General features: G+C 32.5%; 17 protein-coding genes. 8 read left to right on the plus strand and 9 right to left on the minus strand.

The features are described 5' to 3' along the window. Positions 1-2: 2 nt before the first annotated feature. From HUE87_RS09715 to surE, 8 genes are all read right to left on the minus strand, one after another. The gene (locus tag HUE87_RS09715; RefSeq protein ID WP_194366198.1) at positions 3-740 is read right to left on the minus strand and encodes a UDP-2,3-diacylglucosamine diphosphatase; all 738 of its coding nucleotides are present in this window, start codon (positions 738-740) and stop codon (positions 3-5) included. Beyond that, positions 730-1734 (minus strand): N-acetyl-gamma-glutamyl-phosphate reductase, encoded by a 1005-nt coding sequence (gene argC / locus HUE87_RS09720; RefSeq protein WP_194366199.1) that lies wholly within the window; start codon positions 1732-1734, stop codon positions 730-732. Before argC ends, HUE87_RS09715 begins: the two co-directional genes overlap by 11 nt. Next, positions 1721-2218, minus strand: a complete 498-nt coding sequence (gene greA / locus HUE87_RS09725; protein ID WP_194366200.1) for a transcription elongation factor GreA — start codon at positions 2216-2218, stop codon at positions 1721-1723. Before greA ends, argC begins: the two co-directional genes overlap by 14 nt. Positions 2219-2237: 19 nt before the next feature. Continuing rightward, entirely contained in the window at positions 2238-3533 is a 1296-nt protein-coding gene (locus tag HUE87_RS09730) for an Lcl C-terminal domain-containing protein (protein WP_194366201.1), read from the minus strand. 72 nt (positions 3534-3605) lie between these two features. Continuing rightward, on the minus strand, positions 3606-3881 hold the full coding sequence (locus HUE87_RS09735) for a thiamine biosynthesis protein ThiF (protein WP_194366202.1): 276 nt from the start codon (positions 3879-3881) through the stop codon (positions 3606-3608). After that, positions 3865-4245 carry a hypothetical protein gene (locus HUE87_RS09740; RefSeq protein ID WP_194366203.1) on the minus strand — a complete coding sequence of 127 codons (381 nt, stop codon included), beginning with the start codon at positions 4243-4245 and terminating at the stop codon, positions 3865-3867. Before HUE87_RS09740 ends, HUE87_RS09735 begins: the two co-directional genes overlap by 17 nt. A 20-nt stretch (positions 4246-4265) precedes the next feature. Further along, positions 4266-4907: a tRNA threonylcarbamoyladenosine dehydratase gene (locus HUE87_RS09745; RefSeq protein ID WP_194366204.1), complete on the minus strand. Its 642-nt coding sequence runs from the start codon at positions 4905-4907 to the stop codon at positions 4266-4268. A 6-nt stretch (positions 4908-4913) separates the two neighbouring features. Next, complete coding sequence (gene surE, locus HUE87_RS09750) at positions 4914-5699, minus strand: 5'/3'-nucleotidase SurE (protein WP_194366205.1); 786 nt, start codon at positions 5697-5699, stop codon at positions 4914-4916. 76 nt (positions 5700-5775) lie between these two features. On the opposite strand from surE, the gene HUE87_RS09755 reads away from it, so the two are divergent. Continuing rightward, a complete protein-coding gene (locus HUE87_RS09755; protein WP_194366206.1) occupies positions 5776-6327 on the plus strand; it encodes a hypothetical protein in 552 nt (183 codons plus the stop codon). A gap of 25 nt (positions 6328-6352) precedes the next feature. Here the strand turns inward: HUE87_RS09755 and HUE87_RS09760 are convergent, their stop codons facing one another. Next, positions 6353-6568 carry a hypothetical protein gene (locus HUE87_RS09760; protein ID WP_194366207.1) on the minus strand — a complete coding sequence of 72 codons (216 nt, stop codon included), beginning with the start codon at positions 6566-6568 and terminating at the stop codon, positions 6353-6355. Between the two features lie 194 nt (positions 6569-6762). On the opposite strand from HUE87_RS09760, the gene HUE87_RS12870 reads away from it, so the two are divergent. The 7 genes from HUE87_RS12870 to HUE87_RS09795 all read left to right on the plus strand — a co-directional run bounded on the left by HUE87_RS12870 (position 6763) and on the right by HUE87_RS09795 (position 13972). Beyond that, positions 6763-7917, plus strand: a complete 1155-nt coding sequence (locus tag HUE87_RS12870) for a methyl-accepting chemotaxis protein (protein WP_194366208.1) — start codon at positions 6763-6765, stop codon at positions 7915-7917. 115 nt (positions 7918-8032) lie between these two features. Continuing rightward, the gene (rho, locus tag HUE87_RS09770; protein WP_194366209.1) at positions 8033-9385 is read left to right on the plus strand and encodes a transcription termination factor Rho; all 1353 of its coding nucleotides are present in this window, start codon (positions 8033-8035) and stop codon (positions 9383-9385) included. 2 nt (positions 9386-9387) lie between these two features. After that, positions 9388-10131, plus strand: coding sequence for a glutamate racemase (gene murI, locus HUE87_RS09775; protein WP_194366210.1), 744 nt, complete (start codon positions 9388-9390; stop codon positions 10129-10131). 242 nt (positions 10132-10373) lie between these two features. Then, entirely contained in the window at positions 10374-12608 is a 2235-nt protein-coding gene (locus HUE87_RS09780; protein ID WP_194366211.1) for an ATP-binding protein, read from the plus strand. Continuing rightward, a complete protein-coding gene (locus tag HUE87_RS09785) occupies positions 12605-13027 on the plus strand; it encodes a response regulator (RefSeq protein ID WP_194366212.1) in 423 nt (140 codons plus the stop codon). The genes HUE87_RS09780 and HUE87_RS09785 overlap by 4 nt, the downstream gene beginning before the upstream one ends. Before the next feature lie 70 nt (positions 13028-13097). After that, entirely contained in the window at positions 13098-13286 is a 189-nt protein-coding gene (locus HUE87_RS09790; protein WP_194366213.1) for a YgaP family membrane protein, read from the plus strand. Between the two features lie 56 nt (positions 13287-13342). Beyond that, positions 13343-13972, plus strand: coding sequence for a Crp/Fnr family transcriptional regulator (locus tag HUE87_RS09795; protein ID WP_194366214.1), 630 nt, complete (start codon positions 13343-13345; stop codon positions 13970-13972). Positions 13973-14008: the final 36 nt, after the last annotated feature.

Below are 14008 nucleotides of genomic sequence, written 5' to 3' on the forward strand. Positions count from 1 at the left end.
TTTCAATTCCCTTTAGAGAAAATTTTCTCTTGCAATAACTCTAGTTCTTTTGGTGATTTTACAATAAAATATCTTTGATTGCAAGCAAAAGCTCCTAAGTTTATGTATGTAAACTTCTCATATATAATAGTTCTGTTTTGATGAAAATGCCCCTCTATAAAGAAGTCACAACTGTACTTTTTATCTAACCTTCCTGATATATATTTAGTAAAACCCTTAAACTCTTTACAATCATTTTTTTTACTTAAATGTTTATCTAGTGTTTTTAATATGTAGTGCCGAGATAAAGTATCTATAATATTTAAGATATACACAATGGTAGGGTTTCTAATCATCGATGTATAAACTCTGTATCCATAATCAGACTCTATATCTCCATGAGCAAGCAAGATTCTTTTATTATTATAAATACATGTAACTGGTTGTTTTGAGATTGGGAACAGTTTTACATGTGGAAATATTTTCTTTAGATTGAAGTCGTGATTTCCTTCTAGATATATAACTTCTATCTCTTTAGAGATTTCATCTATAAACTTTACAACTTCACTATTTAGTTTTTGAGTATAAAAAACTCCGCCAAATAGAGCATCAAATATATCACCCATGAAGATCAGTTGGGTAGGTTTCAATTCTTTTAAGTGTATATCTTTTATGAAGTTTAAAAGTTCCGGTCGCTTATTTGAGTAGTGTGCATCTGAAACAATAAATGCACCCTCTAAAATTTCTATACTATGGGACATAAGCTATATTTGGAATTCCAGCTGATTCATCAATTCCCATCATAATATTTGCGTTAACTACTGCTTGGGATGAAGCCCCTCTCATTAGGTTGTCAATTGCACTAGATATAAAAAGAACATTCCCTTTTTGTTTTACATATATATCACAAAAGTTTGTGCCAGATACACTCTTCATATCCACAGGATTTTTACATACTCTTACATGTAACTCATCTTTATAGAACTCTTCTAATACCTTAAAAGCATCGAAATCACTACTTACTTGTATATATATAGAGCTTATCATACCTCGCGTTACAGGTACTAAATGCGGAACAAAACTAACATCATCAAAATCTACATATAGCTTTTGCGCAATCTCCGGAGCATGTCTGTGCATAAGGGGGTTGTATGCGAATAAGTTCTCATTTACATTTACAAAGTGTGTTACATCACTAAGCTTTTTTCCTGCTCCGCTTACGCCTGTTTTTGCATCTATAATAATAGGGGTATTTTTCAGTCGCTTATCCATAAAGGGTAAAACTCCTAAAATTGCAGAAGTTGGAAAGCATCCAGGGTTGGCTACAAGTTTTGCACTCTTTAAGGCTTCACGATTAATCTCAGGGAGTCCATAGACTGCATGTGATAGATTTTTGACATCTGTGTGAGGACAATAAAACTCTTCATATAAACCTTGTGTAAGTCTATAGTCAGCAGATAAGTCAACCACTTTAACACCTTTTTCTATAAGTGCTTTCACATAAGCCATAGCAGTCTGATGAGGCACAGCTAAAAATACAAGTTCGCATTCTTGTGCTAACTCATCAATATCAGCTTTTAAAACCTTACACTCATAAACTCCACTCAGGGATGGGTGAAGTTCACTCAGCATGACCCCACCCTCAGAGTTTGCAACATAAGAGAGTTGAAATTTTGGATGCTTAATAAGTATTTTAACAAGTTCAAGTCCTGTATACCCGCTAGCTCCAATTATTCCGACATTAATAACACTCAAAAACTATCTCCTGATATTTAACCTCGTTTATCTCAAACTCTTTTTCACCGCCTGGCAATCTAACTTTTACCTCATCACCCTCTGCTTTACCTAATAACTGCTTTGCTAAAGGTGAACCAAAGGAGATCAGCCCCATATCAGGATTGCTCTCACATCCACCAACTATAGTATATGTTATTTCTTCATCTGTATTCATATCTGTCATCATAATTGTTGAACCAAAACTAATACTAGAGTGTGTAAGTTCAGAAGGGTCAACAATTTTTGCACATCCTATAATGTCGGCAAGGTCTTGTAATCGTCCATCAATTTGTCTTTGCTGCTCTTTTGCCGCATGATATTCTGCATTTTCTTTTAAATCACCATGCTCTAATGCTTCTTCTATATCTTTGACAACTTGAGGTCTTTTTACCTCTTTTAAGTTTTTAACCTCTGCTTGGAGTTTCTCATATCCAAACAAAGTCATAGGTTCAACTCTTTCCATAATTATTCTCTTTTAGTGTTTATTTTTTATCAAACTTAATATCATTACCGATACTTACAGCTTCTTTTATATCTTCTATATTTTTATCTATCAACTTTATTGAGTATGGTTTTTCTTTATGGACAACTCTTATATCTTTAAGCTTTACACTGCTGCCATCATACTCAAAAATTGCTTCTGGTGTTAAGTTTTTAAAGTTTCTTTTGAAGTTTATATGCTCTTTTTTACTTATTTTTATAGAAACATCTTGTTCAAAATCTAACTTTCCTTCAAAAGATAAACTTGCAGAAAAATAACCTTTTCTTTTGTTATATTTAAATTTCGTAAGGATTGGTTTTCCCCAAGTTATTTCAAGAGCTTGTTTCAAGACTCTATCTTCAAGATGTTTTCTAGTTGATGGTTTTGGAATAGTATGCATCTCCTTCTCAACCAATTTTGAAACCAAACTATTAAAACTTAAACCATTATGATGTCCTGCTCTTGCACATCTCACATAGTGATTACTCTCTTTGCTGCCATAGTCACTGGAGAAGCCGTAACCAAAATGAACATACCAGACTCTCTCTTGGTGTGTTGCATGAATAGATGATGACCAATAGCCTTCAGAAGCAGTATTTTTAAACCCTTTTTTTATAGATGGATTAAACTTTTCTTTATCTGTTATAGTTAGAAGTTGCTCTGCCGACGGTAAATACCAATCATCTTTCCCGTCTAGCGCCAGCTCTTCGCAATATTTTCTTGCACCACTGTAGTCTTTTTGTAAACTTGCCACTTCACTGCTATCTTGCCACACTATTCCTGTACCATTATCAGTAACTACATCACCTTTTTTCTTTAGTTCTAATGGCTTCTTTTTCTCTACTCTAACACACTTAACATTATAAATATTTGTCTTATCAAGAGTATATGAACGACCATTCTCAAAAAGGAGAAACCATGCATCATTACTATTTGAGATGTCAGTGGATGATGACCAGTAAATATGAGAAGTAATATTATCAAAACCGGCTTTTATTGCAGGTTTGTATTGTCTATAATCAGCAATACTTTCAAGCTCATTAATAGCTGGCAAACGCCAGTCGTCATACCCACCCATCTTTAAATCTTGACAGTACCCTTTTGCTTCATTCCAAGTTTTTTTTACCTTATAATCATCTTTCCACATCATACCGGTCGTACTGTCAGTTATTATGTTGCTTGAGTCATCTCTTGTCAGAGTATGTTTTTTTTCGAGTTTTATCGTCTCATTTATAACTATTTCATATGCGAAAGATGTTAAAGCAAGCATAACAATCAGTAATAACTTTTTTATCATTTATCTATTTCCTTATGGTTTTTTATTATTAGATTTATAGTGAAGTATATCAATAATTTAGTTAAATAGACTTTACATGTTATTATTTATTTTTCTCATATTTGAGAGGTCAAACTCAATGTTTTCATCTTCACATGTAATAAAAACAATACACCCCTTCTTACTTATTGAGATTGGCTTATGAATATTTTCTAGTAGTGTTATACTCTCTTGGCTTTGTGGGTCGTAAGCTTTGAGCTTATTTTCGTCTATTGTGAAAAGTCTGCCACCGCCACAACCATCACCAATAATGCCCTCACATGTAAGATTTTCATCAAAATTATTAATCTCTCTAGAACCATGAGTCATCTAAACACTCCTCTTTAGTCTGTTTAACAAATGCTTTAAAATCTGTACTGTTTTTATCTAGATTTTTAAACTCATCATATGTATACTCTTTAAAAATTCTATCATCCAAACAGTTGCACATAGTTTCATTATTCTCTTTCTTACATGTAGATATCAACTCTGTTTTATCTCTATCTTCCCATGTCATATAACTATTATAAAAAGGGACAATTGCCCAAATAAAAAAACCAAATGTCAGTACAATATTTACTATATACTCTTTTTTTCTAGTCTCATAATACTTTTTTAAATCATACGCTATAAAAATCAGAAAAACTATCTCTAAGGTTATTGTGAACCAATCACTACTTACAAAATTAAACAACTATTTTTACCCTTAACATCTTACAAACCTCTTATCTTTTTAATCGCTTCTGCACACATGGTAAGTCCGAAAGTCGCAGTCACACCTACAAAACTCCCTTTATGCTCTGTAACGACAGCCTCTTCTGAGCTAAATATCACTTTATACTTACTCTTGAACTTTCTTCTTGTTAACTCTCGTCTTATCTTTTTACCAAGCGGGTCTCCGGCACTTTTCCAGATATCTGCCACTTGTACTTTAGTCGGGTCTACACGTTTTGCGGAGCCAAAAGAAGAGATTAGTTTTCTGTAACACGCTTGTGCAAGAGCCAGTTTTGCGCGAGTATTATCTATGGCATCTAAAACAATATCATACTCAGAAAAGTCAAAATCTCTAACCCATTGCTCCTCTACATGTACATTGATTATTTTTATATCTGGATAGTGCTTTTGAAGCGCTTCTGTTTTTAATTCCCCTACATGTAACTCTGACCACATTTGACGATTTTGATTTGACTCATCATAAGTGTCATAGTCCACAATAGTAATATTACTAACACCACTGCGAACAAGGCAATCGAGACAGTGACCACCAACGCCACCAACCCCTAAAAGAAGTACTTTTGCGTTTTGCAGTTTTGTAAAATCCTCTTTAAGAAGTTGTTTTATACGCTCATGCTTCATACTGTACTAATCAATCCAATCTTGAAGTCTATTCATACTTTTATATGCACTCATATCAAGCTGTATTGGAGTTATAGAGATGTTTCCGTCTCTTATTACCTCATAATCACTTAGACCACTATTACCAACTCTCGGAGAAAAGTTAAGAGGATGTAAACCTAGCCAATAGTGTTCTTCTCCTCTTGGATTTCTATGCACATGTGAATCATTTGCGTAAAACCTGTATCCGGCATAAGTTACTATCATTTTTGCCTCTTTTACATCTGCTGGAATATTCACATTTAAGAACTCTCTATCAGGAAGTGGGAAAGTGCCACCTTTGATTTTTAAAACAAGTTTTTTTATCGTCTCTTTTGCTAATGTAAAATCTCCCTCAGGATCTGAAAAATCCATCACCTGAGAAATAGCAATAGAAGGGACATCATGAAGTACACCCTCCATAGCTCCGGCGGCAGTTCCAGAGTATGTAATATCTTCACCCATATTTGAGCCGCGGTTTATACCGCTTATAAGCAAATCCGGTTTAGAATCTACAAAGATTGTGCTCAAAGAGAGATAAACACAATCACTCGGAGTTCCATCATCAAGCTTATAAAAGTCATCACCTACACCCACAAACCGAAGTGGACGAACCAAAGTAAGTGAGTGACCACATGCAGACTTCTCATTTGCAGGAGCCACAACAGTAACTCTTACATCATCCAACTCTCTTAAAGCCTCTACTAAACTAAGTAGACCTTTTGCCTCATAACCATCGTCATTTGTTACTAAAATTCTATACTTATTTTTCATAATCTAATTTTATCATAATGTGTTTACTTTTCTAACCGATATTGTATAAAGAAAGAAATAATTTTGGAGAAATATTATGAACACATCTTATGCATTTGACTCTTACAGAGCACACGATTTAAATATTGCTATGAGAACTTCAAGTGGTGACGTTATTAAGATGGATTTTTCCAATGCCGAGGCACTATCAATGAGCAAAGAGCAAAATGCTAACGGCTCAAAAACCTCTATGACATTCTCTTCTATGCAGTCGTTTCAGTTTTCTATTGACTCCAACGGCATAGATAAACAAGACCAAAAAGAGATAGATGCTTTTATGAAAATTGCGCAGCCTTTTATAGACAATTTTTTAAAAGAGCTCGAAGATGTTGCACCAAAGTCTCCTGTTTCAAAACTAGCACGTACTATTGCCGGAATTTTTGAGCCAAGCAAAGAGAGAGACGATAATTCTAAAAACAATGTTAAAACAAATATAGTAAATATGTTTGATAACTCTATGAAAAAACTAGAGACTCCTGAAAAACTAAACACTATTGATACTTTGGATAAAATATTTGAAGATGCTAAAAAGCTTTTGGAAAAAACACTTGAGGAATTTGATAAGTTTAATAAAATTTTATATGCATAAAACCAAATATAGCTTAATATAAAAACTAAGCTATATTTTGTGTAATCCTGATTGAATCACCATAGTATATCATATCATACAGTTCTAAACTCACGACATCACTGATGGCAACTAAATCTCTTATCTTTAAACTATCAGAACCAACTCCTGCATAAAGGTAAAGAGTTTCATCAACAATATCACTCTTTTTAAAATATATAAGATTACATTTATTTATATTTTTTAATAAATCATCTAACATAAGCACCCTTTATTATAATATATGAAATAATAACATAATTTGTAACAATATAATATATTTAGTTTTATAACATTATATTTTTCTGCACATAACATCGGATATTTTTTAATTTTATAAAGAATTTTTGCATATAATTACCAAGTAATAGAAATTTAATACCCATAATTTGGTATAAAAAATGCTTTGCAAATGTTATGAAAAAACTATTTTTATTACTTATTTTTAACCTAATCATTTTTGCTTCATCTGTTTCTACCATAGAAGAAGACTACCGGAAGCTCAATCATGAGATAGATAAAATATCTCTTTATTTAAGTGCTGAAGAAAAAGTATCTATATATTTTTTAATCCTCTCTACGCATGAAAAAATTACTTCTGCTCTGTCCACAAACATAAATAAAGTTTCAAGCCTCAAAGAGTTGCAAATAGACACAATACAAGCAATTTCAAACTTAAAAGAGAATAACAATAAAATAAGTTCCAAAGAGATTGAAAAAGTAAAAGAGCTTTATAAAAAAATGAGCAGCAATGGCTTGGTTCTTATTAAATCACTAAAACAAGAGACTCAAGATAAAATTGTTTATCAAGACAAAATTATATATCAAGATAAAATTGTTTATAAGGAGAAGTTGGTTTATCAAGATAAAATAGTCGAAACCACCTCTTATGTGTACATTTGGATAGCATCTATATTATTTTTAATAGTTGGCTTTATTCTTGGATACTTAGTTTCTAAAAACATCCATATAAAGAGAAAAAATCTTCCTCAGCTAATAACTATAAAAGATTTGGAAGATGAAAAAACAAATCTTTTAGAAATAATCAACAATATTAAAACAGACAATGAAAAGCTACATGTAGAAATAAATAAAAAAACTCTGCATGTAGAAAAACAAAATATAGAGCTAACAGAGAAAAACAAAGCATTACACAATCAAGCAGCAGAGTTGCAAAACTCTCACACAAACATGCTACTAGAACTTAATGAAAAGATTGAAAAACTAGCCCAAGAGAAGAATACTCTTTTTTCTCAGATTCAAGAGAGTGAAACCAACAGTGAACTAGATAAACAAAACAGTTTTCAATTTGATGAGCACTTACAATCTCTTCAACACCAAAGCAGGGATATATTCAATGTTTTAGATACTATATCTGATATAGCAGACCAAACTAACCTCCTTGCTCTAAACGCGGCAATTGAGGCAGCAAGGGCGGGAGAACATGGCAGAGGATTTGCGGTAGTTGCTGATGAAGTGAGAAAACTGGCAGAGAGAACACAAAAAACACTTAACGAAGCAAGAGTTAATATTTCAGGTGTTGTTGATGCCATTTCAAACCTTAAAATATAAAAACTTGACTTTAGAAGTTTTATTAGTGTAAAATTGCGCAATCAAGAAGATGTAATGAGTATATCCTAAACAACTTTCCCCCTGCAAAAATCCTAAAAACCAAGGCAGCCACCATATGAGTGAAAACAATTCAGAACAACCGCGTAAATCTAACCCTAAATCTAGCCCTAAGAACAATTCAAAGCAAAGAACTCACAAACCAGTAAAAGGTGCAAGTGTTGAAGAGCTCCGTATTAAGAGTATTGATGAGTTAACGGCTTTAGCAATAGAGTTAAATGTTGAAAACCCCAACGAACTTAAGCGTCAAGATATTATCTTTGAAATTCTAAAAGCACAAACTGAACAAGGTGGCTTTATCCTTTTTAGTGGAATTCTTGAAATTATGCAAGATGGCTACGGATTTATCCGCTCAATAGACAAAAGTTTTAACGAAAGTATAAATGATGCTTATGTTTCCAATACACAGATTAAAAGATTTGCTCTTAGAAACGGTGATGTCGTTACAGGTCAAGTTAGACCGCCAAAAGACCAAGAGAGATACTACGCTCTTATTAAAATCGAAGCAGTAAATTCACTTCCACCTGAAGAGAGCAAAAAAAGACCTCTGTTTGAAAATCTTACACCACTTTACGCACTAGACCAAATAAAACTAGAGTATAGAGAAAAAGGTCTAACCGGCCGCATGCTGGATCTCTTTTCCCCTATTGGTAAAGGTCAGCGTGCTCTTATAGTTGCACCTCCTAGAAGCGGTAAAACTGAACTCTTAAAGGAAATTGCTCATGGTATAACTCATAACCATGCAGAGATTGACCTAATGGTTTTACTTGTTGATGAGAGACCTGAAGAGGTTACAGATATGGAGAGAAGCGTTAAAGGTGAAGTTTATAGCTCAACTTTTGATATGCCTGCAAAAAACCATGTAAAAGTTGCCGAGATGGTAATAGAAAAAGCAAAAAGACGTGTTGAACTAGGTAAAGACGTTGTTATTTTACTTGACTCCATCACCCGTCTGGCACGTGCATACAATACTGTTACACCTTCAAGCGGAAAAGTTCTGAGCGGTGGTGTTGATGCAAATGCGCTTCACAGACCAAAACGTTTTTTTGGAGCTGCCCGCAACATTGAAAATGGAGGAAGCTTAACTATCATTGCAACTGCCCTTGTTGATACAGGTAGCAAAATGGATGAAGTTATCTTTGAAGAGTTCAAAGGTACGGGTAATTCAGAGGTTGTTCTTGATAGAAAAATTGCCGACAGAAGAATATTCCCTGCAATTGATATCCTCAAATCCGGAACACGTAAAGATGAACTTCTTATCGGCCCTGAAGTTCTACAAAAAGTATTTATTCTTCGCCAGATGATACATAAACAAGAGAATGAAATTGAAGCACTTAAATTTGTTTACGCAACTATGGGTAAAAAAGCTACAAATGATGAATTCCTAGAAAGCATGAATACAAACTCGTAACAATGAAGATAGGTGTATTTGATAGTGGAATTGGTGGTTTAACAGTTGTTAAATCACTCCTTGGACATAATCTTTTTGAGGAGATAATCTACTTTGGTGACACAGCTCGTGTTCCATACGGGATAAAAGACAAAATAACTATCATTCGCTACGCAATTGAAGCCGTAGAATTTTTCAAAAATTTTGAACTTGACCTTATTATAGTTGCTTGTAACACTGTCAGCGCTTATGCTTTGGATGAGATGAGAGAAGTCTCTGATTGCCCAGTCATAGGGGTTGTAGAAGCCGGGATACTCGCTACAGCCAATGCACTTAAAGATAAAACTTCAAACATACTTATTATTGGTACAAAAGCGACTATAAACTCAAAGGCGTACGAGATAGGTCTAAACGCAGAGGGATTTCACAGCTTGCAGGCCAAAGCAACAGGGCTTTTTGTCCCGATTGTTGAAGAGGAGATTTACTGCGGCGAAATTTTAGAGGCAACTTTTAAACACTACTTCAGTCAAACGACAAATCCAGATGCTATAATCTTGGGTTGTACTCACTTTCCTCTTATCTCTGATGAGCTACAAAACTACTTCTCAAAAGATACGATATTGATTCACTCTGGTGATGCCATAGTTGAGTACTTGGAGAAAAATTTTAATTTTAGTGTAAAGTATAATAATCCAAAACTGGAATTCTTTGCATCTGAAAATCCGGATGCATTAAAGGCTGTTAGTAAAAAATGGTTGAATATTTAAAAGGATAAATAATAAAAAAGCTATTTTCTGCTTATTATCACCCTCAACTTGTAGAAACAATAGTTAAAGGAAATTTATCTGGCGGTTTAGCAGCAAATATAATTATTCCTACCTTGGTGACTTATGTACTTTATAACACTATTCCAAATACTCAGATATTCACTTGGCTATTTTTAAACTACACAATATTTTCGAGTAGAGTTTTTTTTAACAAAAAAATATCTACTAATTTAAATATACATTTGTTTCATTTATCATTTACATCTTTTCTTTATGCTGTATTAGCATGGTTAAGTCTACTATACGGTGATGGAATTCACTTACTTTTTGCCGGAATGGTTATAGCATCTATTGCAGCAGGTTCCGTCATAACTGTGGTAAGCATATTTCATTTCTTTGTTATTTATGTAATTATTCAAATGTCTGGTTTAATCAGTGCCTTTTTATACTCTAATCAAGAGATCTTTTATATAAGTGCCATACTTGCAATTACCTTTAGTGTTTTTGTTATATCTAATGGTTACAAGCAGTACTCTTCTATAAAAGAGATGTTAAGACTACATGGTCAAATTAATGATTTGCTGGACAATGCAGGCCAGGGATTTTTATCATTTGATAATAATCTAATATGTGAAAGTAGTTTTTCAGCAGAGTGTAAAAAAATATTTGATTTAAAAGATATTGAAGGTCTTGATATATCTCAACTGCTATTCAGTCAAAACATAAAAGATAAAGAGCTTTTTTGTGAGGGAATAGAGAGCGCTGTTAAGTGTGAAGATAAGATGATAAAAGATATGTTTTTGTCTTTAATTCCAAAAGAACAAATTATAAACAATAACTCAATAAATATTGAGTGTAAAGCACTTAATAATAACAAATTTATGATTATTCTGACAGATATTACAAAAACAAAAATTCTAAAATCTAAAGTTGAGCACCAAACACATGTGCAAAATATGATTGTAGAGGTTGCTTCAAATAAAAATGATTTTATTGAGTTAAAAGATGCATTTAATAATTTTGTAAAAAACTTATCCTCTTATAAAGATGTCTCAACGAGTGAAATAGATAGTATCAGAAGGGAGCTACACACATTTAAAGGTGTTTTCGCACAAAAAAAGATGATTTACATACCCTCTTGCATTCATGAAATTGAATTAAAAATACGAAACATCTCTTTAAATAGTGAAATTATTTCTGCCATTATAGAAGCAAACTTACAAGATGAATTCAATAAAGATATAGCTGTTGTTAATTCTATTTTAGGTGAAGAATTTTTAAACTCTAAAAAAGCTATATCTGTGGAGATTGAGTCCATAAATGAGATTGAGTCAGAATTAACATCAATTAGCTCTATCTTGGAGTATAGCGAACAAAAAAATTTAAACAATATTTTAACAAAAATAAAAAAATTAAAATACGAATCAGTTAAGAATATGTTGGATCCTTATATTTCACATGTAAAACAGTTATCATTAAAACTAGAAAAAGAGGTGTATGAGCTAGAGATAGAGGGTGATTCAACTATAAGAGTATCAACTAAAATTAAACCATTTATGACATCACTTATTCATCTTTTCAATAACTGTGTTGACCATGGGATAGAAGACATTGACACCAGAGCTGATTTAGATAAAGATGATATAGGAACTATAAAATGTAAGTTTGAAGTTATATATGATGTTTTAGCCATACAAATAAGTGATGACGGGCAAGGGATAGATACAAATAAGCTATCATTAAATGCAATCTACAAAGCCTTTAATAGTGAGGAATACATAGCATTGATGAGTGAAGAAGAGAAGTGTAGTCTTATTTTCACTAATAAACTAAGCACCAAAGATCAAACGTCAATTGTTTCTGGTTTTGGGACAGGGATGAGTTCTATTAAAGATAATTTGGAAAAAATAAATGGTACATACAGTATAAAAAATGAGCCTGGTGATGGTGTTACTTTTTCATTTTTTATACCACTAAACGAAGATAAAAATACAGATTTTTCATATTTTAACAAGTGTGAAAATATTTGTGACTGTATCTCTGAACAAATTGGAATATTTATGAATGAGACGCTAAATATTGAAGTTATAAACACTAAAGAATTAACTAATCAAATTTTTGAGAATAAGTATGTTCAAGCTGAGTTATATGGTAGTTTTAATGGCAAAGTTATTATTGTTTTCTCTAAAAAAATCACTAATTTACTTACTTCTACTTTAATTCCAGATGGTTTCAACGAGCAAGATAAGCAATGTCTTATTCAAGAACTTCCATGTGAAATACTAAATACAGTTGTTGGTCTGTCCATTCAACATTTTGATAAAAACTTAGAGAATACAAATCTATCAACTCCAATAAATTATGATAATTTCAGTTTAATGAATTTAGGAGAAAAGTGTAAAAATAAATTTATTAGAGAGATTGAGACATCCTATGGTAGAATTATCTGCATAGTTTTGGAAAAGGAAAATCAATGATAAGCGTTATGATAGTGGATGACTCATCAATAATAAGAAAGATATTCGCAAAAAACTTAACAGACATGGGTTTCACAGTTTCTGGGGTAGCTAAGGACGGAAGAGAAGCTATAAGTATGTATGAAAAACTAAAGCCTGATTTAGTAACTATGGACATAACTATGCCTATCTTGAATGGAATAGAGTCATTAAAAGCTATAAAAGCAAAATTTAAAGATGTAAAAGTGATTATGATCACTTCCCATGGTGAAGAAAAGTTAGTTATGGAGGCTTTATTAAATGGAGCAAAAGGTTATGTACTCAAGCCTATCACCCCTGAAAAAATACAACAGGCAATATATAAAATTTTCCCACAAGTAATTGATAATAATCAAACAAAACTAAATAATACCGATATAGGAATCATAACCCCTTTGTAACATTAGTCACATACAAAAAAATATTAATGTCATATACTTCTTATTGTAAAACAAAACAAAAGGAAATAATATGTGTTTTAATGCAGGAAAAATAGATAGAATAATTAGAGTTGTTGCAGGTTTAGGATTGATTGCTTATGGAATCATTACCGTAAATATGCTAGTTGCTGCTATTGGTGCGATACCTCTTTTAACAGGTTTAATTGGCTTTTGTCCATTTTATCCAATCTTTAAAATGAATACCGGTTGTAAAAAATAATTACAATTTTTATTCCATAAATTCAGATATAATTTTCATCCAATAGGATGAAGATTATGCAACTACAAGATTTCGATTTTTACGACGAATTGACAAAAGACGAACAAGAGCTTTTGCTCAAAAGCTTAAAGCCTATCTCTATGGATGCCGGCAAAATTATTTTTTATCAGGGCGATACAACTCAAGATATACTTCTTCTTGAGGATGGTGAGGTAAGAGTATATATGCAAGGAGATGGAGTCAATGAAATCACTCTTTATAGTCTTCTACAAAATGAGCAATGTATTGTAAATACAACTTCAACAATAAACCAAATTCCGACAATAGGCTCAGCCATAACTACTACTCCAATAAGAGGTTATCTTCTTAACAAAGAGCTTGTTATAAAACTAATGAGAGATAACTCCAACTACCAAAGCTATATGTTCTCACTTTTAACATTGCGATTAGATAGCGTTGCAAGAGTTTTAGAGAATATTAAATTTAAACATCTTGATGAGAGAATCTATGAATGGCTTCAAGCTCAAAAGAGTCAAACAATACAAATAACACATGAAGAGCTAGCCAACTACATAGGTTCAACTCGAGTAGTTGTAAGTCGTGTTTTAAAAAAAATGGAGAGGGAGTCTCTTATAAAACTATCCAGAGGTTATATAACTCTGATTGATGATACTTTAACCCTATAAATGCTAAAATCACCATAACTAAAAATGGAGTGGCAT

The organism is Candidatus Sulfurimonas marisnigri (genome assembly GCF_015265475.1).
Classification (GTDB): domain Bacteria; phylum Campylobacterota; class Campylobacteria; order Campylobacterales; family Sulfurimonadaceae; genus Sulfurimonas; species Sulfurimonas marisnigri.

Excerpts from the sequence above, each read along its gene's own strand:
- HUE87_RS09715 (WP_194366198.1), bottom strand. The coding sequence starts at position 740 with ATGTCCCATAGTATAGAAATTTTAGAGGGTGCATTTATTGTTTCAGAT.
- greA (WP_194366200.1), bottom strand. The coding sequence starts at position 2,218 with ATGGAAAGAGTTGAACCTATGACTTTGTTTGGATATGAGAAACTCCAA.
- HUE87_RS09730 (WP_194366201.1), bottom strand. The coding sequence starts at position 3,533 with ATGATAAAAAAGTTATTACTGATTGTTATGCTTGCTTTAACATCTTTC.
- HUE87_RS09735 (WP_194366202.1), bottom strand. The coding sequence starts at position 3,881 with ATGACTCATGGTTCTAGAGAGATTAATAATTTTGATGAAAATCTTACA.
- HUE87_RS09745 (WP_194366204.1), bottom strand. The coding sequence starts at position 4,907 with ATGAAGCATGAGCGTATAAAACAACTTCTTAAAGAGGATTTTACAAAA.
- surE (WP_194366205.1), bottom strand. The coding sequence starts at position 5,699 with ATGAAAAATAAGTATAGAATTTTAGTAACAAATGACGATGGTTATGAG.
- HUE87_RS09755 (WP_194366206.1), top strand. The coding sequence starts at position 5,776 with ATGAACACATCTTATGCATTTGACTCTTACAGAGCACACGATTTAAAT.
- HUE87_RS09760 (WP_194366207.1), bottom strand. The coding sequence starts at position 6,568 with ATGTTAGATGATTTATTAAAAAATATAAATAAATGTAATCTTATATAT.
- HUE87_RS12870 (WP_194366208.1), top strand. The coding sequence starts at position 6,763 with ATGAAAAAACTATTTTTATTACTTATTTTTAACCTAATCATTTTTGCT.
- rho (WP_194366209.1), top strand. The coding sequence starts at position 8,033 with ATGAGTGAAAACAATTCAGAACAACCGCGTAAATCTAACCCTAAATCT.
- murI (WP_194366210.1), top strand. The coding sequence starts at position 9,388 with ATGAAGATAGGTGTATTTGATAGTGGAATTGGTGGTTTAACAGTTGTT.
- HUE87_RS09785 (WP_194366212.1), top strand. The coding sequence starts at position 12,605 with ATGATAAGCGTTATGATAGTGGATGACTCATCAATAATAAGAAAGATA.
- HUE87_RS09790 (WP_194366213.1), top strand. The coding sequence starts at position 13,098 with ATGTGTTTTAATGCAGGAAAAATAGATAGAATAATTAGAGTTGTTGCA.
- HUE87_RS09795 (WP_194366214.1), top strand. The coding sequence starts at position 13,343 with ATGCAACTACAAGATTTCGATTTTTACGACGAATTGACAAAAGACGAA.